Source organism: Defluviimonas sp. D31 (assembly GCF_033436765.1).
In the GTDB taxonomy this organism is placed as follows: domain Bacteria; phylum Pseudomonadota; class Alphaproteobacteria; order Rhodobacterales; family Rhodobacteraceae; genus Albidovulum.
In genome coordinates, this window is the sequence record NZ_JAWQFN010000011.1 from 59961 (window position 1) to 80071 (window position 20111).

Annotated in this window: 18 protein-coding genes and 1 pseudogene; 9 read left to right on the plus strand and 10 right to left on the minus strand. The window is 66.4% G+C overall.

Annotation, left to right across the window (positions count from 1 at the left end; translation table 11 throughout):
• Positions 1–495 (plus strand): HugZ family protein, encoded by a 495-nt coding sequence (locus R5H32_RS17370; protein ID WP_318339959.1) that lies wholly within the window; start codon positions 1–3, stop codon positions 493–495.
• A gap of 65 nt (positions 496–560) precedes the next feature.
• Positions 561–2222, plus strand: coding sequence for a response regulator (locus R5H32_RS17375; RefSeq protein ID WP_318339960.1), 1662 nt, complete (start codon positions 561–563; stop codon positions 2220–2222).
• 57 nt (positions 2223–2279) lie between these two features.
• Here the strand turns inward: R5H32_RS17375 and R5H32_RS17380 are convergent, their stop codons facing one another.
• Complete coding sequence (locus tag R5H32_RS17380) at positions 2280–4577, minus strand: right-handed parallel beta-helix repeat-containing protein (RefSeq protein WP_318339961.1); 2298 nt, start codon at positions 4575–4577, stop codon at positions 2280–2282.
• Between the two features lie 198 nt (positions 4578–4775).
• Positions 4776–5189 carry a DUF4864 domain-containing protein gene (locus tag R5H32_RS17385; RefSeq protein WP_318339962.1) on the minus strand — a complete coding sequence of 138 codons (414 nt, stop codon included), beginning with the start codon at positions 5187–5189 and terminating at the stop codon, positions 4776–4778.
• 94 nt (positions 5190–5283) lie between these two features.
• On the opposite strand from R5H32_RS17385, the gene R5H32_RS17390 reads away from it, so the two are divergent.
• Positions 5284–6165: a CHAD domain-containing protein gene (locus R5H32_RS17390; protein WP_318339963.1), complete on the plus strand. Its 882-nt coding sequence runs from the start codon at positions 5284–5286 to the stop codon at positions 6163–6165.
• A 36-nt stretch (positions 6166–6201) separates the two neighbouring features.
• On the opposite strand, the gene R5H32_RS17395 is transcribed toward R5H32_RS17390, so the two are convergent.
• Positions 6202–7887 carry a lysine--tRNA ligase gene (locus tag R5H32_RS17395; RefSeq protein WP_318339964.1) on the minus strand — a complete coding sequence of 562 codons (1686 nt, stop codon included), beginning with the start codon at positions 7885–7887 and terminating at the stop codon, positions 6202–6204.
• 160 nt (positions 7888–8047) lie between these two features.
• Between R5H32_RS17395 and R5H32_RS17400 the strand changes: the two genes are divergently transcribed.
• The 3 genes from R5H32_RS17400 (at position 8048) to R5H32_RS17410 (ending at position 10070) form a co-directional block, all read left to right on the plus strand.
• Positions 8048–8419, plus strand: coding sequence for a tellurite resistance TerB family protein (locus tag R5H32_RS17400; protein WP_412099038.1), 372 nt, complete (start codon positions 8048–8050; stop codon positions 8417–8419).
• Between the two features lie 71 nt (positions 8420–8490).
• Complete coding sequence (locus R5H32_RS17405; protein ID WP_318339966.1) at positions 8491–8688, plus strand: hypothetical protein; 198 nt, start codon at positions 8491–8493, stop codon at positions 8686–8688.
• Positions 8689–8753: 65 nt separating this feature from the next.
• Positions 8754–10070, plus strand: a complete 1317-nt coding sequence (locus R5H32_RS17410; RefSeq protein ID WP_412099035.1) for a D-amino acid dehydrogenase — start codon at positions 8754–8756, stop codon at positions 10068–10070.
• An 8-nt stretch (positions 10071–10078) separates the two neighbouring features.
• On the opposite strand, the gene betC is transcribed toward R5H32_RS17410, so the two are convergent.
• The 3 genes from betC to R5H32_RS17425 form a co-directional block, all read right to left on the minus strand.
• On the minus strand, positions 10079–11545 hold the full coding sequence (gene betC / locus R5H32_RS17415) for a choline-sulfatase (protein ID WP_318339968.1): 1467 nt from the start codon (positions 11543–11545) through the stop codon (positions 10079–10081).
• A 105-nt stretch (positions 11546–11650) separates the two neighbouring features.
• Positions 11651–13150 (minus strand): D-alanyl-D-alanine carboxypeptidase/D-alanyl-D-alanine-endopeptidase, encoded by a 1500-nt coding sequence (gene dacB, locus R5H32_RS17420; RefSeq protein WP_318339969.1) that lies wholly within the window; start codon positions 13148–13150, stop codon positions 11651–11653.
• A gap of 49 nt (positions 13151–13199) precedes the next feature.
• Positions 13200–13820 (minus strand): nicotinate-nucleotide adenylyltransferase, encoded by a 621-nt coding sequence (locus R5H32_RS17425; protein WP_318339970.1) that lies wholly within the window; start codon positions 13818–13820, stop codon positions 13200–13202.
• A 143-nt stretch (positions 13821–13963) separates the two neighbouring features.
• Here R5H32_RS17425 and R5H32_RS17430 point away from each other — a divergent pair, with 143 nt between their 5' ends.
• The gene (locus R5H32_RS17430; protein WP_318339971.1) at positions 13964–14446 is read left to right on the plus strand and encodes a GNAT family N-acetyltransferase; all 483 of its coding nucleotides are present in this window, start codon (positions 13964–13966) and stop codon (positions 14444–14446) included.
• A 9-nt stretch (positions 14447–14455) separates the two neighbouring features.
• Here the strand turns inward: R5H32_RS17430 and R5H32_RS17435 are convergent, their stop codons facing one another.
• The gene (locus tag R5H32_RS17435) at positions 14456–14959 is read right to left on the minus strand and encodes a cytochrome c (RefSeq protein WP_318339972.1); all 504 of its coding nucleotides are present in this window, start codon (positions 14957–14959) and stop codon (positions 14456–14458) included.
• A gap of 138 nt (positions 14960–15097) precedes the next feature.
• Here R5H32_RS17435 and ettA point away from each other — a divergent pair, with 138 nt between their 5' ends.
• On the plus strand, positions 15098–16753 hold the full coding sequence (gene ettA / locus R5H32_RS17440) for an energy-dependent translational throttle protein EttA (RefSeq protein ID WP_263339134.1): 1656 nt from the start codon (positions 15098–15100) through the stop codon (positions 16751–16753).
• A gap of 77 nt (positions 16754–16830) precedes the next feature.
• A pseudogene (locus R5H32_RS17445) lies at positions 16831–16994 on the plus strand (IS5/IS1182 family transposase); the annotation flags it as partial.
• Between the two features lie 80 nt (positions 16995–17074).
• Here R5H32_RS17445 and R5H32_RS17450 read toward each other — a convergent pair.
• The 3 genes from R5H32_RS17450 to R5H32_RS17460 form a co-directional block, all read right to left on the minus strand.
• Positions 17075–18379: an FAD-binding oxidoreductase gene (locus R5H32_RS17450; protein WP_318339973.1), complete on the minus strand. Its 1305-nt coding sequence runs from the start codon at positions 18377–18379 to the stop codon at positions 17075–17077.
• Between the two features lie 239 nt (positions 18380–18618).
• The gene (locus R5H32_RS17455) at positions 18619–19227 is read right to left on the minus strand and encodes a ferric reductase-like transmembrane domain-containing protein (RefSeq protein ID WP_318339974.1); all 609 of its coding nucleotides are present in this window, start codon (positions 19225–19227) and stop codon (positions 18619–18621) included.
• 20 nt (positions 19228–19247) lie between these two features.
• Entirely contained in the window at positions 19248–19670 is a 423-nt protein-coding gene (locus tag R5H32_RS17460; RefSeq protein ID WP_412099036.1) for a twin-arginine translocation pathway signal, read from the minus strand.
• Between the last annotated feature and the right edge of the window lie 441 nt (positions 19671–20111).

The window sequence follows — 20111 nt, forward strand, 5'->3', positions numbered from 1 at the left end:
ATGAGTGACAAGATCAATCCGATCCGCGAGACCGACGACGAGGCGCGCGGCCTCGCGCGCGACCTCCTGACTGGAGCCGCGACCGCGGCGCTCGGGGTGATCGAACCCGGGAGCGGCGCGCCCTTCGTCAGCCGCATCGCCTTCGGCCTCGGCCCGCAGGGAGAGCCGATGACGCTGGTCTCCGACCTCGCCGTCCATGCCCGCGCGCTGCGCGCTGATCCGCGCGCCTCGCTGCTGATCGGCGCGCCGGGTCCGAAGGGGGATCCGCTCACCCACCCGCGCCTGACGCTGCGGGCGAGCGCACGCTTCGTGGCCCGCGACGACGGTCGGCGCGATGCGCTCAGGGCGGTCTGGCTCGGGCACCATCCCAAGGCGAAGCTCTATGTCGACTTCGACGATTTCCACTTTGTCCTCTTCGACATAGCGGACGGACTTCTCAACGGCGGCTTCGCGAAAGCCTATGCACTCGACGCGAATGACCTTAGAGTGATCTGAGACTTTGAACCTCCGGCGCGGGAGCGCATCAGACCACATGACGCCCAGATCAGCGACGAGAGAGTATGGCTGACCGAGCGATTTGGCTGGACGAGATGTCGCGTCAGGGAAAGCGGCTTGAGGCGGATCTTGTCGTTCGCCAAGTCGGGATCGCGCTCAGTTGCGTGCTGTTCGGAGTGCTGCTGCCGTTCTGGCTGGTGTTCTTCACCTACCTGCTCTGCGTCGGCTGCGACATTCTCCAGCTTCGCCTGCAAGCCGCGTTCGCGGCCAATCCAACGCGGTTCCGGCATGCGCTGATCCTCGCAAACTCCACGGCCATCGTTGCGTTCTACTGCCTTCCCGCGGTCTTCATCGCGATGATCCCCGGTCCGCTGGTCAAGTTCGCGGCGCTTCTGCCGCTTGTCGGGGCGCTACTCAACGTGTCGATCGTAAGATCCATTCATCTGCCGATGGGCATCCTCAGCAGCGTGCCGCCGGCGCTGGTTCTATTGTGGATTCCAGCGCATAGCCTGACCGATCCCAGGGCTACGCATGTCGGCCTCGCGATCATGGGCGGGATCGCGCTCGTCGGCTACTTCCTCGCCTGCCTGGTGCAGAACCACCGCGCCCACGCCACCCTTGTCGCTGCGTTCGAAAACGCGAATGCCGCCAACCGTGCCAAAAGCCGGTTCCTGTCGACGATGAGCCACGAACTCCGGACCCCGCTCAACGGCGTGCTGGGTCACAGCCAGCTCCTGCGCGAGGCGACTGACCTCGACACCGCGCGGCGCCACGCCGCGGAGGTGGAGGCCGCGGCGCGCGCCCTGCGGATGCTGGCCGAGGACGTGATCGACCTCGCATCGCTCAGCGAGGGCGAGATCCGCTTCAAGCCGGTGACCGCCGCGATCCGCGCAGAGCTCGAGGCTGTGGCGGCGATGAAGCTGCCGGTGAGGGGCGGAACCGACTTGGCCATTTCGGTCGAGATCGCTCCGGAAGTGCCGGAATTCGGACGCTTCGACCCGATCCTTCTGCGCAAGTGCCTGACCCATCTCAGCGCGGCCGTTGTGTCGGACCATTCCTCGGAGCGCCCGACAAGGATCGACATGCGCTGCGCGTTGGCGCCGGGGCGCATGGACCGGCTGCGGATCACAATCGCGGCACGCGGCCCCGGCTGCGCGCCGGAGAATCGCGTCGCGACACCCGGCGGCGAAGGTCTTGCGAACACGCTCGTCCGCCGCATCGCCGAGGTGATGGGCGCCCGCGCCGCGGTGCTGCGCGCGCCCGACGGCAGCCCGGTTGCACGGATCGAGGTTCCTTTCGTGATGGTGCCCGACCCGCCCGAGACCGGCGCCGAAAGCATATACGGCAGGCTGCGCGTGCTGGTGGTCGACGATATCCCTACCAACCGCCTCATCGTGGTTCAGATGCTGCGCAGCCTGCGCATAGAGGCCTTCGAGGCTGAGAGCGGCGGTGATGCGCTCGAACGGCTCGCGATCGAGCAGTTCGACCTCGTCCTGCTCGACATGAACATGCCCGACATGGACGGTGAGGCGACATTCCGCGAGATTCGTGCCGCCGGCACCGACTGGGCAGGCATTCCGGTCGTCGCGCTCACCGCCGATGCCGCGGTCACCCAGCGCGAACACTACATGGCGCTGGACCTTGACGGCTTTATCTCGAAGCCCGTCGACAAGCGGCTGCTCTGGGCCGAGATTCTCTCTGCCGTACCGCCGCCGCCGCCGCTCTAGAAAAGACCCGGGCGGCACATGCGCCCGCCCGGACTGTCCAACTCCGCTTGCGCCCGCTCAGATCGGGTTGTCCATGCGCAACTTCACCTGAACCCGCCCCTTCGAGGCCGCCGCCCAGTTGAGGGTGACCTGCTGCTTCGTCGCGCCCTGGGCGACCTGGACATAGGGCAGGTCCGAGCGCCGCTCGCCAGACGGGCCGGTGATCATGCCCTCGGGCATGACCGATTCCACGGTGCGCGCCCAGCCGCCGAAAGGCAGATAGGCGCCGGCGTCGACGGTCCAGCTCGTCGCCGCGGAACCCTGGTTGAACTCGTAGATCACCGGGTTCGCGATCGACTGGTTGACACCGGTGAAGGTGTTGCCCTCGACCCAGAGGCTGCGCATCCGTCCGTTGTCGAGCTGCGCGAAAGTCGTATCCACCTTGTCGACCCTGTCGATCGAACCGTTGAACGACTTGAACACGTTCGCGGTGACGTTGAGGCTCTGTATGAAATGGCCCGCGCCATAGGGCTTGATCACGATCCAGCTGAACCACGGCGCGACGTCCGACACCGTGAAGACGTTGCCGGTGATCGTCAGCCCGCCGAACGACAGTTGGTTGTAGAAGCCCGGATCGGCCTCGTGTTCGTTGGTCCACTCGACGAAGCAGTTGTCGATCGAATTGCCGGTGATCGTGGTCCTGAGATCGGTGCCCGCCAGCACCAGCCCGGCGAGCCGCACCCCCGCGGTGATCCCGTCACCCTGGAAGAAGTGGTTGTCGCTGATCAGGTTGCCTGCGCCCGCCATCACCCCGAAATGGCGGAAGTTGAGCGCCCGGCAGCCCCGCACCTTCACGTCGTTGGCGTTGGTGTTGAACGCGATCGATGCGCGGTCCTGCGCCCGAAGCGGCCCCTCGGCCGAGAGGAACTGGCAGCGGTCGATCATCAACCCCTGGCAGCCGCTCCCCGTCGAGGTGATGCCGCGGTTCCTCGGGTTCGAGATGAAGCTGTCGCGGATCTGGAAGACGATGCCCGAGGGTGGCAGCAGGATCCCGCTCGCATATCCGTTGCAAGCAACGTCGACATTCTCGAGCGCCATCTGTGACAGCGACACGAAGCCGCCGAAATCGAGCGCGTACTTGAAGCGGGTGAAGGTGTAGACCTGTGTGCCCGCCGCGCCATAGAGCGGTTTCGACAGCGTCAGCGTGCCGGCACCGACATTGACCGAGGTCACATAGACCTCTCGCCCGACGCCGGTCCCCTCGACAAGCGCTCCGGCCGGGATGTTGGCGATGTTCGAGACGGAACTCAGCAGCGTCGGGTTCGCCGTCGAATAGCTTGCCTGCGACTCCACGACCGTCGGAGCCCAGACCGGACCGTCGATCACGTTGAACTGGCCGTTTCGGATCACCCTGCGGGTGGCGAAGGTGGTCTTGTTGTTGACCGCCGCCTGCATGTCGATCGGCGCGGTGACCTCGATCCGACGCCCCTTGAGATCGAGCGAATCGTGATCGGAGAAGTTCAGCAGCGCCTGGAACGCTTTCTTGAAGCCGAGTTCCTCGTCGCCGAAGGCGGCCGCGTAGCTCGGCAGGTCGAAGTTGCGGGTCAGCGCCAGCCTGCGGTTCACCGGCATCGTCACCCGGCCCTCGAACCGCACCGGCGCTTCGAACGTCACGTCGGAATTGAGGTAATAGGTACCGGCCGAGACGAGAACAGCCCGCCCCGCCGCATCGGCCGCGGCATCCGCCGCCTCGAAGGCCGCCGCGTCGTTGGTCACGCCGTCGCCCTTGGCGCCGTAGTCGCGCACGTCGACCCAGTCCATCATCGTGCGCAGGAAGACCGAAGTCACATCCTCGATCTCGATGTCGTCAATCCGGACCACGCCGCCGTTCGCGCCGGTCAGATCGAGCCCGAAGTGCCCGTAGATCGCACCCTTGCCCCACGACATGTCGACCCCCGTGCGATAGCCGGTGCCGACGATCGCCTCGACCGTCACGACCCTTCCGTAGCTCGTCAGCTGGACGCTCGGCCCGGTCTCGACGACGCCAGAGACATGGGCGCCGCCCGCCCCCCCGGCCCAGCCCGCGATCCGCACGGCGGGCAGGTTGCCGCTCATCGCCTTGACCCGCGCCCGCACGCGCAGGTAGCAACCGGGCAGGAGCGGCGTCTCACCCTTGTAGCGCAGCTTGGTGACCGAGGTCGTCTTGACCACTTCTAGACAGGCGCCAAAATCCTGTTCCCCCGTCACCAGCGCGGCCTCGGGCGATCCGTCCCATGTCGATGAGCCCGGCGTGCCATCGCCGTTCGACCAGACATCGAGCCCGTTCTCGAAAACGGGCGGCATCAGAACCAGCCCGTCGGTGATCGCCTTGTTCATCGCTTAAGACCCCTTGTCCTTGATTGGCCCCGATCGCGCCGCCCGCCCCGGACCGGTCGCAGCCCGGCGGCCGCCGGCCTCCGTGCCGGGGGCCGATCGGGGAGAGCTCGGTTCGGGAATGTGCCGGGCCGCTCTGGCCTCGGCCCCAAGGTCTAGCGCAGAAGGGTGAGGCGCGCGTTAGCCGGGCGTACGCTGCCCTCAGACACCGGCCGCGGGCGCAGAAACAGGATGGACGCCGTTGATCCGCCAGCCGTCGCGGCTCTGCACCATGTCGTAGTCAAAGAGGTGGAGGCGTCCCTCGCCATCGACGAAGCCCATCCGCTGCAGCATCCGCCCATCCTCCTCCCGCAGCCCCAGATAGCGAACCGCGCCGGGGCGCCAGATCATCGGATAGCCCTGGCGTACCATGTTCCCGAAGGTCTCGGGGGTCTGGAACATGTGCCGGATCATCGGCGAGGCGAAGCCGAAGGCTGCGGCAAGATCGTCGGCCGCGAAGGCTTCGATCTGCGCGCCGATGACGCCGCGGATCTCCGCGCCGTCCTCTCCGCGCGCCGGCAAGACCGGGGCGAGAAGCATGAGCGCCAAGGCTGGAACGCAAGGCCTGAACCGCATTTTGCCTCCTGTCACGCAGGTATTACATGTATCCAATATAGACCCGCAGGCTTTCGGGGCCAAACCGGCCCCGGACCGACCGGATTGAAATACGATGGCATTCGCTTTTAAACTGACTGACAAGAACACCGCGAAAGCGGTGCGCCGGATTGTCCGCAGCCGGCTCGCGGCCTCGACCGCGCTGATCACGGATCGCTCGCTACCAAAGGCCGAACTGGTCCACGAACTGCGCAAGAACATCAAGAAATCGCGCGCGGCGCTTCGGCTCGTCCGCCCCGGCTTCAAGGCCTTCGGCCGCGAGAACGACGCGCTGAGGGACGCCGGGCGCCTCATGGAGCCGCTGCGCGACGCTGACGTCCTGTCGCAGACCTTCGACCGGATCGCGGACAAGCTCCATCTGCCGCAGACCAGCCAGGCCCGCCTCCGCGAGGCGCTTGCCGCGCCGCAGGAGCAGGCGCCGGACACCGAGGCGGCCTTCGCCGCCCATGCAGAGGCGATCGCCGCGATCACGGCCCGTTCGAAGGGCTGGAAGGCGCATGGCAGCGGCTTCGACGCGCTTGCCGGCGGGCTTGAACGGAGCTGGGATGACGCCCGGGGCGCGCTTGAAAAGGCCGCCGCCTCGCCCACGCCCGAACGGCTCCATCGCTGGCGCAGACGGGTCAAGGACCATTGGTATCACGCCCGCCTCCTTGCCCCGGTCTGGCCCGAGATGATGCATCCTCATGTCGTGACGGCGGACACGCTCGGCGAGATGCTCGGCGACGCGCGCGATCTGGCCGCGCTGATCGAGGCGCTTGCCGGTGTAGAGGGCGGCGACGAGGTCTGCGCCCAGGCCGCGCGCGAGGAAGCGCGGCTGCGCACCGACGCCTTCGCCCTCGGCACCCGCTTCTTCAGGGAACCCGCGCATGGCCTGTCGCGCCGCTGGCGCGGCTGGTGGGAGATCTGGACCGACCGCTCCGGCCAGTCGTCCGAGTGACGAATCAGGGCGGCGCCAAGCGCCGCCCCTTCTGCATCAGGCCGCGAGTTCGCCCGCCAGCGCCCGCTCGATCAGCGCCACGGTCTCGCCCACGCCGTATAGCGCGATGAACCCGCCGAAGCGCGGCCCCTGGCTCGCACCGAGAAGCACCTCGTAAAGCGCCGTGAACCAGTNGATCAGCGCCACGGTCTCGCCCACGCCGTATAGCGCGATGAACCCGCCGAAGCGCGGCCCCTGGCTCGCACCGAGAAGCACCTCGTAAAGCGCCGTGAACCAGTCGCGCAGCGGCTCGAACCCGTGCTCCTTGCCGATGGCGAAGACCATCGACTGCAGCGCTTCGGCATCGAGCCCGCCGTCCCAGGCCTTGAGCCGGGCCACGAGTTCCTGCATCGCCACCCGCTCCTTCTCGGAGGGCGCGCGGAAGACCCGTGTCGGCGCGACGTGGTCGTTGAAGTAGCGCACCGCGAATTCCGCGGCCTGGTCGAGCTGCGGGTTCGCGTCGGGCGTGGCCTCGGGGGCGTACCGCTTGATGAAGCCCCAGAGCCCCGACTTGTCCTTGGCTCCCGCCACGCTGGCGAGGTTGAGGAGCATCGCGAAGGGCACCACCATGTCCGAGGCCGGCGGTTTGCCGTTATGGATGTGCCAGACCGGGTTCGCCAGCCGCTGGGCATCGTCCTGGTCGGGGAAGGCGCGCAACTGCTGGTGATACTCGTCCACCGCCTTCGGAATCACATCCCACCAGAGCCGCTTCGCGGTCTTTGGCTTCTGGAACATGAAATAACCCAGGGACTCGGTCGAGGCATAGGTCAGCCACTCGTCGATCGTGAGGCCATTGCCCTTCGACTTCGAGATCTTCTGGCCTTGCTCGTCGAGGAATAGCTCGTAGGTGAAGTGCTCCGGCGCCTTGACGCCCAGAACCTCACAGATCCCGTCATAAATCGGCGTGTTGGTCGAGTGGTCCTTACCGTACATCTCGAAATCGACGCCGAGTGCTGCCCAGCGCGCGCCGAAATCCGGCTTCCACTGCAGCTTCACCTGTCCGCCGGTCACAGGCAGCGTCCATTCGCGGCCCTCCTCGTCGTCGAAGGTGATCTCGCCCCGCGCCGCATCGACGTTCTTCATGGGGACATAGAGAACCCGGCCGGTTTCGGGATGGATCGGCAGGAAGCAGGAATAGGACTGCTGCCGCTCCTCCCGGAGCGAGGCCAGCATGATCTCCATGATCGCGTCGTACTTTTCGCAGCAGCGCAGCAGGATCTCGTCGAACCGGCCCGAACGGTAGAAGTCGGTGGCGGAGATGAACTCGTACTCGAAGCCGAAGGTGTCGAGGAAGCGCCTGAGCATCGCGTTGTTGTGATGGCCGAAGCTCTCGTATTCGCCGAACGGATCGGGGACCGAGGTCAGCGGCCGCTGCAGGTTTTCCTTCAGCATCGCCTGCTGCGGTACGTTGTCCGGCACCTTCCGCATCCCGTCGAGATCGTCGGAAAAGCAGATGAGCTTCGTCGGTATGTCCGAGATGATCTCGAACGCCCGGCGGATCATCGTCGTGCGCTGCACCTCGCCGAAGGTTCCTATATGCGGCAACCCGCTCGGCCCGTAGCCGGTCTCGAACAGCACATAGCCCTTTTCCGGCGGCGCCTTCTCGTAGCGTTTCAGCACGCGGCGCGCTTCCTCGAAAGGCCAGGCTTTGGAGTTCATCGCGGCGTCGCGCAGAAGAGACATGACATTCATCCCGTAGAGACGGCACCCCATGTGCCGCAAGGTCCGTCTCCTATTGAACGGGGGGCGGATCGTCAATAATTTGCCCGGCAAAGCATGAAGGACAAAGACAGTGACCCATACCCTCCCCGCCTTCTCCGCCCAGGACGCGCTCGTCGCGATCATGGTCACGGTCTCGGTCTCGGATGAAGCGATCCGCACCTCCGAACTCGTCGCCATCGAACGCCAGGTGAATCACCTGCCGGTCTTCGCCGATTACGACATGGATGCGGTGAAGGAGGTCGCGCAGACCGTCTACCGGCTTATGGAGGAGGAGGACGGGCTCGACACGCTCTTCGCGATGGTGCGCGACGCGCTCCCGGAACGGCTCTGGGAGACCGCCTATGCGCTGGCCTGCGACGTGGCCGCCGCCGACGGCAAGCTGCGTCAGGCCGAACTGCGGCTCCTCGAGGAGGTCCGCCACGAACTGATCGTCGACCGCCTGCACGCGGCCGCCATAGAATGGGGCGCGCGGGTGCGGCACCTGACGCTCTGACATCCAGCATGGTGACCGATCCCCGTAGGATGGGCTAGACTGGCCGCGCAACCGATCGCAAGGAGGCCACCATGCTCTACTCCCTCGCCCATCTGGAACCCGAGAAGCTCGCCACGATCCAGCGACTGGAGAACGAGATCGGCAGCCCGCTCCTCGCGATGGAGGAGGTCGAGGCCGATACCGCCACCCTGCCCGCCGAAAACGTGAAGAAGCTCAAGGACGCCGAGGAAGAGCTCGGGGTCATACTCGTCGCCGTCAAGCCCAACTGAGCGCAAGTTCCTGACGCTACGCAGTCCAGTTCATCCGGTCCGATAAGACCAGCCACCGATCCGAATTGCCGCACCAGCCATGCTATGGTAGCGCGCGGACCGGAATCAGCGGGGACAGGACCATGAAGATCGTCGTGATGGGCGCCGGCGTGATCGGCGTGACGACCGCCTACTATCTCGCCCGTCAGGGCGCCGAGGTCGTGGTGCTTGACCGCCAGCCCGGTCCGGGGCTGGAGACGAGCTATGCCAATGCGGGCGAACTTTCCTACGGCATGACCTCGCCCTGGGCCGCCCCCGGCGTGCCGATGAAGGCCCTGAAATGGCTCTTCATGAAGCGCCGCCCTCTCTTCATCTGGCCGCTGATCAGCCCCACGATGTGGAAATGGGGCGCGCAGATGCTGACAAACTGCAACGACGCCGCCTATGCGGTGAACAAGTCGCGCATGGTCCGGATCTCGAACTATTCGCGCGACGTCATGCCCGAGCTCATCGCTGAGACCGGGATCGAATACGATGGCCGCGAGCAGGGCACCTTGCAGCTCTTCCGAACCGAGAAGCAGCTCAAGGGCTCGAAGGCCGACCAGGCGATCCTCGCCGAGTTCGACAGCCCCTTCGAGGTCCTTGACCGCGACGGCTGCATCGCGGCCGAACCGGCGCTGGCCGAGGTCAAGGACAAGTTCGTCGGCGGCCTGAGGCTCACCGCGGACCGCACCGGCGATTGCCGCCTATTCACCATGGCGCTCGCCGAGAAGGCGGCCGCGCTTGGCGCGACCTTCCACTACGGCCAGAAGATCCAGATGATCGCGGTCGAGGGCGAGAAGGTGAAGGGCGTGCGCACCGACAAGCTCGGCCTCGTCACCGGCGACGCCTATGTATGCGCGCTCGGGAGTTTCGCGCCGAACCTGCTCAACCCGATCGACCTCCGGTTGCCGGTCTACCCGGTCAAGGGCTATTCGGTGACGCTGCCGGTGACCGACGACCGCTTCGCGCCGCAATCGACGATCATGGACGAGACCCACAAGGTCGCGATCACCCGGCTCGGCGACCGTATCCGCGTCGCCGGCACCGCCGAGATCGCCGGCTATTCGAACCGCCTCGGACCGCACGCCACAGACACTGTGCGCCATGTGATCGGCGACCTCTTCCCGAAGGGTGGCGACCTCAGCCAGGCCGAGGGGTGGACCGGGCTTCGGCCGATGACGCCGGACGGCACGCCGATCCTCGGCCCGTCGCGCTACCGCAACCTCTACCTCAACACCGGCCACGGCACGCTCGGCTGGACGATGGCGGCCGGATCGGGCCGCGCGGTCGCCGATCTGGTGATGGGCAAGAAGCCCGAGATCGACTTCGACGGTCTGACCGCCGAGCGTTACGGGCGCTGACCACGGCCTCAGGCGCGGACGTACTTTCGGGTGGCGGCGTCCTCCGCCCGATAGTCCCAGGCAGTGCCGTTCGCGGCCATGGCGGCATTGACCACCGCCTTCTGCGGCAGGCGGGCCCAGACGTCGGCCTCGATCGCGTCAAGATCGAACCGCCCGCCGGTGATGACCGCGTTCAGCTCGGCCTCGATTCCGGCCACACCGGGATCGCCCGCGCGGTTCATCCATTCGCCGGGATCCTCGTCCAGATTGAAAAGCTGCGGCGCCGAGCGGTGGCAGTAGAGGTATTTCCAGGGCCCCTTCCGCACCATGAAGCTTGGACGCATGATGCCCTCGCCGTGGTACTCGCCGATGATCGGAACCTCCTCCAGCGCCTCGCCCCGGAGCGCCGGCACCAGCGTGCGCCCCTCCATCGCCCGCGCCTGCTCCTGCCCGGCCAGATCGACCAGCGTCGCCGGCAGATCGAGCAGCGAGACCGGCGTCACGACGTCGCGTCGCGCACCGCCGGGCATCGCCACGATCAGGGGAATGCGCGCCGACCACTCGTAGAGGCTGCGCTTCTGGATCAGCCCCTTCTCGCCCAGCATCTCGCCATGATCGGAGGTAAAGATGACGATGGTGTCGTCGGTCAGACCCTGCTCGTCCAGCACATCCATCAACTCGCCGACCTTGTCGTCGATGTAATGCGCGAGCGCGGCAAAGCCCCGGCGCATCGCGGTCAGGTGCTCAGGCTCCCGGATCGACTTCCGGTCGAGCCCGTACCAGCGGATGAAAGCCCGGTCGAAATCGGAGTACTTCGCGTCCATATCCTCTGGATAGTGCGGCAAGGGCAGGTCGGCGTCCTTGTACATCTCCCAATAGCGGCGCGGCACCACATAGGGCGGATGCGGGTTGGTGAAGCTCACCGTCAGCATCCAGGGCCTGTCGTCGGGTGCATGTCGCAGGTATTCGAGCGCCCGGAACTGGGTCTCCTCGTCGTATTGCAGCTCGACCGTCCATCCCGGCCCGATATTCTCCGCTCGGTATTGCGGCGCGAAATCGAAGGCTTTTGCCTCGGGGTCGTCTTCGGGCAGCAGCGGATAGGACCAGATGAAGCCGGACGGGTAGATGTCGGTGTTCAGCCGCCGCGCATAGCCATGCAACTGATCGGCGCCGATGAAATGCATCTTGCCCGACAGGACAGTGTCATAACCGGCATTGGTCAGGTAGTGCGCGAAGGTGGGGATGAAGCTCGAATAGGGATCGCCGTTGTCGTAGCACCCGGTCGTCGAGGTCAGAAGCCCGGTCATCAGGCAGGACCGTGCGGGTACGCAGATCGGGCTGGGCGTATAGGCATTGGTGAAGTTCACCGCCCGGTCCGCGAGCGCCGTGATATGCCGCGTTCGCGCCCCGCGGTGGCCGCAGGCCTCCAGCATGAACGGCGTCATCTGGTCCGCAATGATCAACAGGATGTTCGGCAATCCGCCATTCGTCGCCATGTCGCCCCCTGTTTCCCGGCGGGTCCGGACATGCCGGCTCCTCCAAGACTATCCTGACGGCGACACCGCGCCCTTCGCACCCCTTTGCGACAACGGGCGTCGGGATCAAGCCGCGTAAACAGCCATCCAGCGCTGGATCAGTTCCTGCTGCAGCCGCCGCGAGCGGCCGATCCAAGCGCGGCTGCCCTCGGGCCGCTCGCGCTGCGCCTCCGGCACCGCGTCACGGCGCGCGATATCGCCGGTGAAGATCGCGAAGGCCAGCTCGCGGCCCTGCGGCGGCGTCACATAACCCGCGAGCGTCGAGACGAAGTTCAGTGTCCCGGTCTTGGCCACCACCTTGACCTTCGGATCGGCAATCCGGCGACCCTTGCTGTCCTTGAACTTCACCGGCTTCATCAGCCCCTGGATGCCCGCCCCGCGACCGAGCCGCACCAGCACCTGCACCATGTCCTCCGCCGAGATCCGCGAGGCCCCGACGAGCCCCGAATGATCGGCGAACCGCGCCGTCGTCGTCCCGGCCTCTGCACCGAGCCACGCCGCCATCTCGTGCCCCGAGGCGACATGGCTGGTGGCGCCCCGCCGGAGCGAGGCCGCCATGCCGACCGCCTCGGCAGTCATGTTGGTGGAATATTTCATCATGTCGCGCAAGATCATGACCAGCTCGCGGCTTTCCCGCTGCACGACCACCGTTCCCTGCGGCACGGCCCCGGCCGCCTCCGGCGCCGCCAGCGCCACGCCCTGCGCCCGCGCGAGCGTGTGGAACACGTCGCCGGCATAGAGGTCGGGCCGTCGCACCGGCAGCCAGCGGCTGCCCTCCTTGCCGAGCGCGCCCCGTGCCACGGTCCATTCCTCGACCGCCCCGCCGTTCCGGTAGGTGTAGATCGGCCCCGCGCGGTCCGCGACCTTCACCGTCGCGGAATGGACCTCGGGCGCGAACCGCGCGGCACGGGCGTCCATGCCGACATTGTAGCCAGAGCCTTCCCGTTTCCAGACGAAGTTCACCCGGTTGAAGTTCAGGTTCAGCCCGCAAACTGCCGGGTTGTAGCCAAGCCAGTCCGGCTGGCTGACGTCGATCGCCTCGAGATAGGGCAGCGCGCCGCCCCAGACGAGAAACCGCCCGCCCACCTCCCGGATCCCGGCCGCCGCCAGCGCCGCCACCATGTCGCCGAGATCGTCGGTCGAAAGCTCCGGATCCCCGCCGCCGGCGAGCACGAGATCGCCCTCGACCCTGCCGCCCGAGACCGGCCCGGTCGCGATCAGCCGCGTCGCGAACCGGTGCGGCGCGCCGAGATGGGCGAGCGCGTAGAGCGAGGTAATGACCTTCGAGGTCGATGCCGGCGGCATCGGACGGCCGCCGTCCCGCGCCTCAAGCACCTCGCCGGTCGCGGCATCGGCCACCACAAAGCCGACATCGCCCGTGAGCCGCGCCGACGCGATGAGATCCGCAGCAACCGGCGCATTCACCGGTGCACCGGCAAGCCCCGCCCGCGCAACCGGTCGCAGCGAGGACAGCGGCGCCTCGGCCCATGCGGCGCCTGCCCCGCAGGCCGCCAGGCCGCCAAGCACGAAGCGCCGCGAGACGCGGGTGGCCGGATCCTCCGTCATGGCGCAAATCTGGCGCAGACTGCCGCGCACGGCAAGCCCCCGGCGTCCGTCAGCGGTTGCCCGTGTCTCCCTTGCGCCAGTCGCCACGCGCGCGGATCGCGCTCGACGAGAGGCGCAGCATGGGCATGTCGAGGAAGCACCAGGCCGGTGTCGCGCGGCGCGGCAAGAGCCGTGCAGCCTCTGCCGGCAGCCGGTAGCGCGCATATTCCTCCGCCGCCCGCGCCCCCCGCGCGGCCAGCCGCGCGTCCGGCCGCGCGAAGATCCCGACCGGCACGTTCTGCATGATCCAGTCCCAGTCCTTCCAGAGGTGGAACTGGGCAAGGTTGTCGGCCCCCATCAGCCAGACGAACCGCACGCCGGGATAAAGCGCCATCAGGTGCTGCAGGGTCTCGGCGGTGTAGCGCGTGCCGAGCCGAGCCTCGACATCGGTAACGACGACCTTGGGATGATCCATCACCGCCCGCGCCCGCGCGATCCGCTTTGCCATCGGCGCCGGCCCATGCGCCTTCAGGGGATTGCCCGGCGAGACCAGCCACCAGACCCGGTCAAGCCCGAACCGCTTCAGCGCCTCCCGCGTGATATGCGCATGGCCTTCATGGGCGGGGTCGAAGGACCCGCCGAGCAGCCCGACCGTCTGGCCCGGCCCCGCCACCGGCATTCCCGCCCGCATCGAATACCTCTCTCGCACTCTGCCGGACCATCTGCTATCGCTCGGGGAGCATTGTCAAATCCACCGAACGCCGTCTCGTGCCCAAGACCTGTTGGACGGGCTATGATGGAACATCCTCCGGCCGACAAGTGGAGCCACTCGCCATGACGTCTTTCCAGGACCGCATAACGATCCTCCGCGTCGATCCGGAAACGCCCGAGGCGCGCCGATGCCTCACGGCCTATCTCCATCTTTTGTCCGAACGGATCGCGGGCATGCCCGCCTCGCATGTGCCCGACCCCGACCCCGAAGCCGCCTCCTACCGCCCACCGGGGGGCGCCTTCCTGATCGCGCGCCGCGACGATGGCCAGCCCGTCGCCTGCGTCGCGCTCAAGACGCTTTCGCCCGGCGTGGGCGAGGTGAAGCGGCTCTGGGTTGACGCGTCCGCGCGCGGCCACGGCCTTGCCCGCCGCATGATGCGCGCGATAGAGGACGAGGCCCGCTCCATGGGACTCGCCCAGCTCCGGCTCGACAGCAACGAGTCATTGACCGAAGCGATTGCGCTCTACCGTTCAGACGGCTGGGGCGACATCCCCGCCTACACCGGCTGGCCGGCGACGCACTGGTTCGGCAAGACGCTGACCTGAGCGCCGCGCTTATTCGCCCTTGGCGAAGCGGAACATCCCGCCGCTCGACGGCCGCAATCCGTGACAGGCCGTACAGGCACCTGTAAAACTCTCGAACTCGCCCATGTAGGTCTCCCGGTCGCCCGTCTCTGCCGCCGCCGCCATCGCCGCCGTGGCCTCCTGGAAGGTCTCGACGGCGCTGACGAAGGTCTCAGGCTCGCTCCAGACCTCCGGCTTCGCCCGCGATCCCGGCGCTTCGCCGCGCGCCGTGCCCGGCTCCAGCAGTGACACGAACCGCGTCATCAGCGCCGACATCTCCCGCGCCGCCGCCGAGGCGGCCGCGAAATCCTCGCTGTCGCCCTTGTTGACGTTGAACAGAATCCAGTAGTTGTCCTGGAGATCGCCCATCACGGGCTTGCGCTCGGCGACGATCTGCGCGCGCTCGTACTCGCTCGACTGACCCGTGGCCGCCCCCGCCAGCAACAGCAGCACGGCAACCGACGCGAGGACGCTCGCATGGCTTCCCCCGATCATCTCGTTTCCCTTTCCTGAGGCCACGATCCTACCACGGATGCCGATTCCCGCGAAAAGCCGCGCCGATGCCCCGTTGCGCCACCCCGCCCACCCAGCTAGAACGCCGCGAACCCAGATTTCAGCGGCGCGAGGCATCCCATGGCATCCTACCAATACGTCTACCACATGGATGGCGTCTCCAAGACCTATCCCGGCGGCAAGAAATGCTTCGAGAACATCCGCCTGAACTTCCTGCCCGGCGTGAAGATCGGCGTCGTCGGCGTTAACGGCGCGGGTAAGTCCACGCTCCTCAGGATCATGGCCGGCATCGACAAGGACTTCTCCGGCGAGGCCTGGGCCGCCAAGGGCGCGACCGTCGGCTACCTGCCGCAGGAACCCCAGCTCGACGCCTCGCTCAACGTCCGCGACAACGTCATGCTCGGGGTCGCCGCCAAGAAGGCCAAGCTCGACCGCTACAACGAACTGGCGATGAACTACTCCGACGAGACCGCCGACGAGATGGCCAAGCTCCAGGACGAGATCGACGCCGAGAATCTATGGGACCTCGACAGCCAGATCGACGTCGCGATGGAGGCCCTCCGCTGCCCGCCCGACGAGGCCAATGTCGACACGCTCTCGGGCGGTGAGCGCCGCCGGGTAGCGCTCTGCAAGCTTCTCCTCGAAGCGCCCGACATGCTCCTTCTCGACGAGCCGACCAACCACCTCGACGCCGAGACCATCGCCTGGCTGCAAAAGCACCTGATCGAATACACCGGCACCATCCTCTGCGTCACCCACGACCGCTACTTCCTCGACGACATCACCGGCTGGATCCTCGAGCTCGACCGCGGCCGCGGCATCCCCTACGAGGGCAACTACTCCGCCTGGCTCGAACAGAAGGCCAAGCGCCTCGCCCAGGAAGCCCGCGAGGACAAGGCGCGCCAGAAGGTGCTCGAACGCGAACTGGAGTGGATCCGAGCCGGCGCCAAGGCGCGGCAGGCCAAGCAGAAGGCCCGGATCAACAAGTACAACGAGCTCGCCGACCAGTCCGAGCGCGACAAGCTCTCCCGCGCCCAGATCATCATCCCGAACGGCCCCCGCCTCGGCGGCAAGGTGATCGAGGTCGAGGGGCTGAAGAAGCACATGGGCGACAAGCAGCTGATCGAGGATCTCTCCTTCGCGCTGCCGCCCGGCGGCATCGTCGGCGTCATCGGCCCGAACGGCGCCGGCAAGACCACGCTCTTCCGCATGCTGACCGGGCAGGAACAGCCCGACGCGGGCAGCGTCTCCTACGGCGACACGGTGAAGCTCTCCTATGTCGACCAGTCGCGCGACGCGCTCGATGCCAACAAGACCGTGTGGGAGGAGATCTCCGGCGGCGCCGAGCAAATCGAGCTCGGCGACGCCACCGTGAACTCGCGCGCCTATTGCTCGTCCTTCAACTTCAAGGGCGGCGACCAGCAGAAGAAGGTGGGGCTCCTCTCGGGCGGCGAACGCAACCGCGTCCACATGGCGAAACTGCTGAAATCCGGCGGCAACGTCCTCCTCCTCGACGAACCGACCAACGACCTCGACGTGGAAACGCTGCAGGCGCTGGAAGCGGCGCTCGACGACTTCGCCGGCTGCGCCGTCATCATCTCGCACGACCGCTTCTTCCTCGACCGCCTCTGCACCCACATCCTCGCCTTCGAGGGCGAGGCCCATGTCGAATGGTTCGAGGGCAACTTCGAGGCCTACGAGGAAGACAAGATCCGGCGGCTGGGGCCGGATTCGGTGGAGCCGAAGCGGGTGAAATACAAGAAGTTCACGCGGTGAGGCAGCGATATATCGGCTAGGCTTCAGACCTATTGATCTTGCTTTTACGGGATGAGTCAGGGGCCGCACGGAGACCAGACGACCAGAGGGGCCGACTGATCGGCCGAACCAAGGGCGGCATGATCACCAAACGGCATGCCGTCACTGATGCCGACGGTCGCCCGATCCGCTTCTTCATGACCGCGTGCAAGGTCAATGTTCCATCGGCGCGGCGGCCCTGCTGAATCGCCCGGCAACCGAAGGCTGGAGCTCAACGGCGAAAAGAGGCTCGGCAATCGAGCCTCTGACCCAAGGTTTGGTTCAGCGCAGCACATCGGAGAATCAGAGACCGAACCTATCCCTGATGCGATATGCCATCACTGCGGGGCCAAGAAACCAAGGATTGCCGGAATAGAGCGGTCGCGTCGAAAAACTCAGGCCGTCAAACCCGGTGCATGCCCCTTCGAAACCGGCCGCCTTCAACCCGAGTTTCGCCCCCAGATAGCTGGCCATTCCGACACCCGACCCGCAATAGCCCATCGCGTAGAGGATTCCGTCTGTTTCACCGATATGGGCGAGCGTGTCGAAGGTGTAGGCAACGAAGCCCATCCAAGAATGGCTGATCCGGGTTCTTCGCAGTTCCGGGAAGAGCCGCGAGAGTTCTGCATGGAGCTTTGGCCCGCTCTTCCTCGGATCGGTTTCGCTGACCGAGACTCGACCGCCGAAGAGAACCCGGCGCCGGTCGGGCGATGGACGGTAGTAGTAGACGAGCCGGCGGGTGTCCGAGAGGACCCTATCCTTCGGAAAGAGCCGATCCATCAGTTCCGGCGCGATCGGTTCCGTCGCGATCATGTAGGAGCCGATCGGGATGACCCGGCACCGGTGCCAGGGAGAGAGCGGGCCGCTGTAACCGTTGGTGGCGAGGATCACGCGGCCGGCGCGGATCGTGCCGCGCGGCGTAGCGACGTCATGGGTGCCGGCGCGTCGGGCGATCGAAGTCGCCGGGCAATGGGGAATGACTTTTGCGCCGGCCTCGCGGGCAACACGCAAGAGACCGTCATGGTAGCGAGCCGGATCGACGCTCGCATGGTTGGGGAACACGCAGCCGCCGAAATAGGCGTCTGTCCCGAGTTCGCCGTGCAGATCCTCGCGCGGAACCATGAAGGCGCGAGTCTCGAAAGCCGGGTTCGGCGCCTCGAGAGCGCGGGCGAGCGCGTCGTATTTCGCCGGCAGATGGGCGCCGTGGAACCGGCCGACGACCCGGAAGTCGCAGTCGATCCCTTCGCGCCCGACGAAATCCCCGACGAAGTCGAGAGACGCCTGACCATCGCGCAGGATCGCCTCGGCCACCGCCGCGCCATAGCAGCGCGAAAGGGTGGCATAGTCGGGTTTCACACTGGTCGAGATCTGCCCGCCATTGCGGCTGCTGCAGCCCCAGCCGGCCGCCTCAGCGTCGATAACAACGGTCGCCATCCCAGCCCGCGCGGCCTCTACAGCAGCGTGAAGGCCGGTATAGCCAGAGCCGACGATTACGACATCGGCCGCGACCGGCGGATCGGTCTCGGGCAGGTGCGGCCGGGGCGTGCGGTCCCACCAATAGGGCGTTGTCTGGAAGTCGGGGGCGAAGAGATTGTCAGCGTTGCGCATGCGAACCTCAGTCCCGGCTGTCAGTGCGTGTCACTCTCGCGGGCCTTGATCGGCACGTCAACGGCAAGACGCCTTACGAGGCCCTCAGAAGGAAGCCATAAGCAACCAGGCGGGCGTCTCGCCAGATCGCTGAGGCTACACTTCCGATGCCGCCCATTGGAGAAGACATTCGCCGCAAGTGCGTATGCCGATTCGAACGGGAACCGGATGCATGTTGAACTGTCGTACGCTGGCGTCCCTCAACGCGTCGACGCTCGCTTCGCCCAGATCCGGAGATCGATCACGACCTTCGCGGTCGCCACAGCAACCAATGCGCAAAGTGCCACCTTCGAGACCGTCTCCATCGTGCCCTCGATCAGTATGGCGTGGACCGCGCTTCCCACGACGATCACAAGCGCGAGGCCCGTGTGAGCGAACCTCCACGCGCGCAACCCCAGACGAAGCCTTCTGCGGAGCGCTGCGAGGAGCGCCGTGGCGAAGAGCGCCCACATCGCAACCACGCCCCAGGAGGAGAACGGCGTCGGAGACACGAAGAGAAGGGCGTCGACCACATCCGGCGGACTGGTGATCCAGAGGCCCGCAACGTGCGTGAATACCGCCACAAGGAGAACGCCGCCGACCCAGCGATGCACACGCCGGCCTCGAGGAGCGCGCAGCCCAGGCAGGTATCCGCCCGCCAGAAGAGGCTGAGCCAGCATCAGTGTCATCGCCATGATGCCAGCAAAGCCTGCCGCTATATAGACCGGGTCGCGCCATGCGAGCAGCGGACTCGCCGATGCCGCGGCAATAGGCAGGCCGACGGCTGTCGCGAGCGCGGCCCAGATCAGGATTGCTCGGGCCAAGCGCATGCCATTCTGGCCCAACGCGGTCAGATCGGCTGGAGGACGAAGTGCGCGTTTAGGCTGGTATCTTTTGCGCTTCCCATGACGGGACGGAGAAAGACGGTTTCGAATTCACCGCTGTCATAGGCTAGATGGCCATGCGGCTGTCCGAAGGCGGGCACGATCTGCGGCATCTCAAGGCGGAATACGCCGTTCGCGTCCGTGATCGTGGCGCCGTGACTGTGTGGATCGCGCTCGTGCCCTTCGGTGGTATGCGCCCATATCTGAATGCGCTGCCCCGCGAGCGGGGCACCGTCGCCGGCTCGCCGCACGGTGCCAGACATCCAGAAGCCCCCGCCACCGATCCGCTCCACGATCGGAGCGCCGGGAAGGTAGTTGTTGGACCCGCCCCGCATGGACAGCGTTGGTTCGATTCCGCCCGCCCGGGCGGGCGCGATCAGGCCGGACATGCCAGTGGCCAGGACCGAGCCGCCAGCGACCAGAAGAGTTCGGCGGTTAAGCGGGACGGAGTTCATAGGGCTTTCTCCTATCGTGCGTGCTCTGGCTCGGCCGACGCAAGCGACCGGAAACCAATGGGGCCGGATTATAGGCCGTTTGCGACCGAAGCCCAAGAAATGCGGGAGCATCATGCGATGAATCGCCCCCACGATCTCGTGAGGACAGTCATTGTCTGGCGTCAGCATCCGTCAGCGTCGCTTGCAACACCAGATAGCGGCCGCCTGAACTGAAGCCACAGACGAGCCGGTGCCGCCGCTGCGCACCCGCCTCAGTACTCCAGAAAACCCTGACGACGGACATTGTGGCAAAGCTTTAGGCGGCCAGGAGGTCCGCGAAGCACGCGCAACTCACGATGTCAAACAACGCGCTCGGGTAGCGCTTGAACGCCGCCG

Bases quoted from the DNA above. Each gene is read 5' to 3' on its own strand.
- R5H32_RS17425 (WP_318339970.1), bottom strand. From the start codon at position 13,820: ATGCGGGCGGGAATGCCGGTGGCGGGGCCGGGCCAGACGGTCGGGCTG.
- R5H32_RS17455 (WP_318339974.1), bottom strand. From the start codon at position 19,227: ATGCGCTTGGCCCGAGCAATCCTGATCTGGGCCGCGCTCGCGACAGCC.
- R5H32_RS17370 (WP_318339959.1), top strand. From the start codon at position 1: ATGAGTGACAAGATCAATCCGATCCGCGAGACCGACGACGAGGCGCGC.
- R5H32_RS17385 (WP_318339962.1), bottom strand. From the start codon at position 5,189: ATGCGGTTCAGGCCTTGCGTTCCAGCCTTGGCGCTCATGCTTCTCGCC.
- R5H32_RS17380 (WP_318339961.1), bottom strand. From the start codon at position 4,577: ATGAACAAGGCGATCACCGACGGGCTGGTTCTGATGCCGCCCGTTTTC.
- dacB (WP_318339969.1), bottom strand. From the start codon at position 13,150: ATGACGGAGGATCCGGCCACCCGCGTCTCGCGGCGCTTCGTGCTTGGC.
- R5H32_RS17375 (WP_318339960.1), top strand. From the start codon at position 561: ATGGCTGACCGAGCGATTTGGCTGGACGAGATGTCGCGTCAGGGAAAG.
- ettA (WP_263339134.1), top strand. From the start codon at position 15,098: ATGGCATCCTACCAATACGTCTACCACATGGATGGCGTCTCCAAGACC.
- R5H32_RS17405 (WP_318339966.1), top strand. From the start codon at position 8,491: ATGCTCTACTCCCTCGCCCATCTGGAACCCGAGAAGCTCGCCACGATC.
- R5H32_RS17430 (WP_318339971.1), top strand. From the start codon at position 13,964: ATGACGTCTTTCCAGGACCGCATAACGATCCTCCGCGTCGATCCGGAA.
- R5H32_RS17390 (WP_318339963.1), top strand. From the start codon at position 5,284: ATGGCATTCGCTTTTAAACTGACTGACAAGAACACCGCGAAAGCGGTG.
- betC (WP_318339968.1), bottom strand. From the start codon at position 11,545: ATGGCGACGAATGGCGGATTGCCGAACATCCTGTTGATCATTGCGGAC.
- R5H32_RS17435 (WP_318339972.1), bottom strand. From the start codon at position 14,959: ATGATCGGGGGAAGCCATGCGAGCGTCCTCGCGTCGGTTGCCGTGCTG.
- R5H32_RS17400 (WP_412099038.1), top strand. From the start codon at position 8,048: ATGGTCACGGTCTCGGTCTCGGATGAAGCGATCCGCACCTCCGAACTC.
- R5H32_RS17450 (WP_318339973.1), bottom strand. From the start codon at position 18,379: ATGCGCAACGCTGACAATCTCTTCGCCCCCGACTTCCAGACAACGCCC.
- R5H32_RS17460 (WP_412099036.1), bottom strand. From the start codon at position 19,670: ATGTCCGGCCTGATCGCGCCCGCCCGGGCGGGCGGAATCGAACCAACG.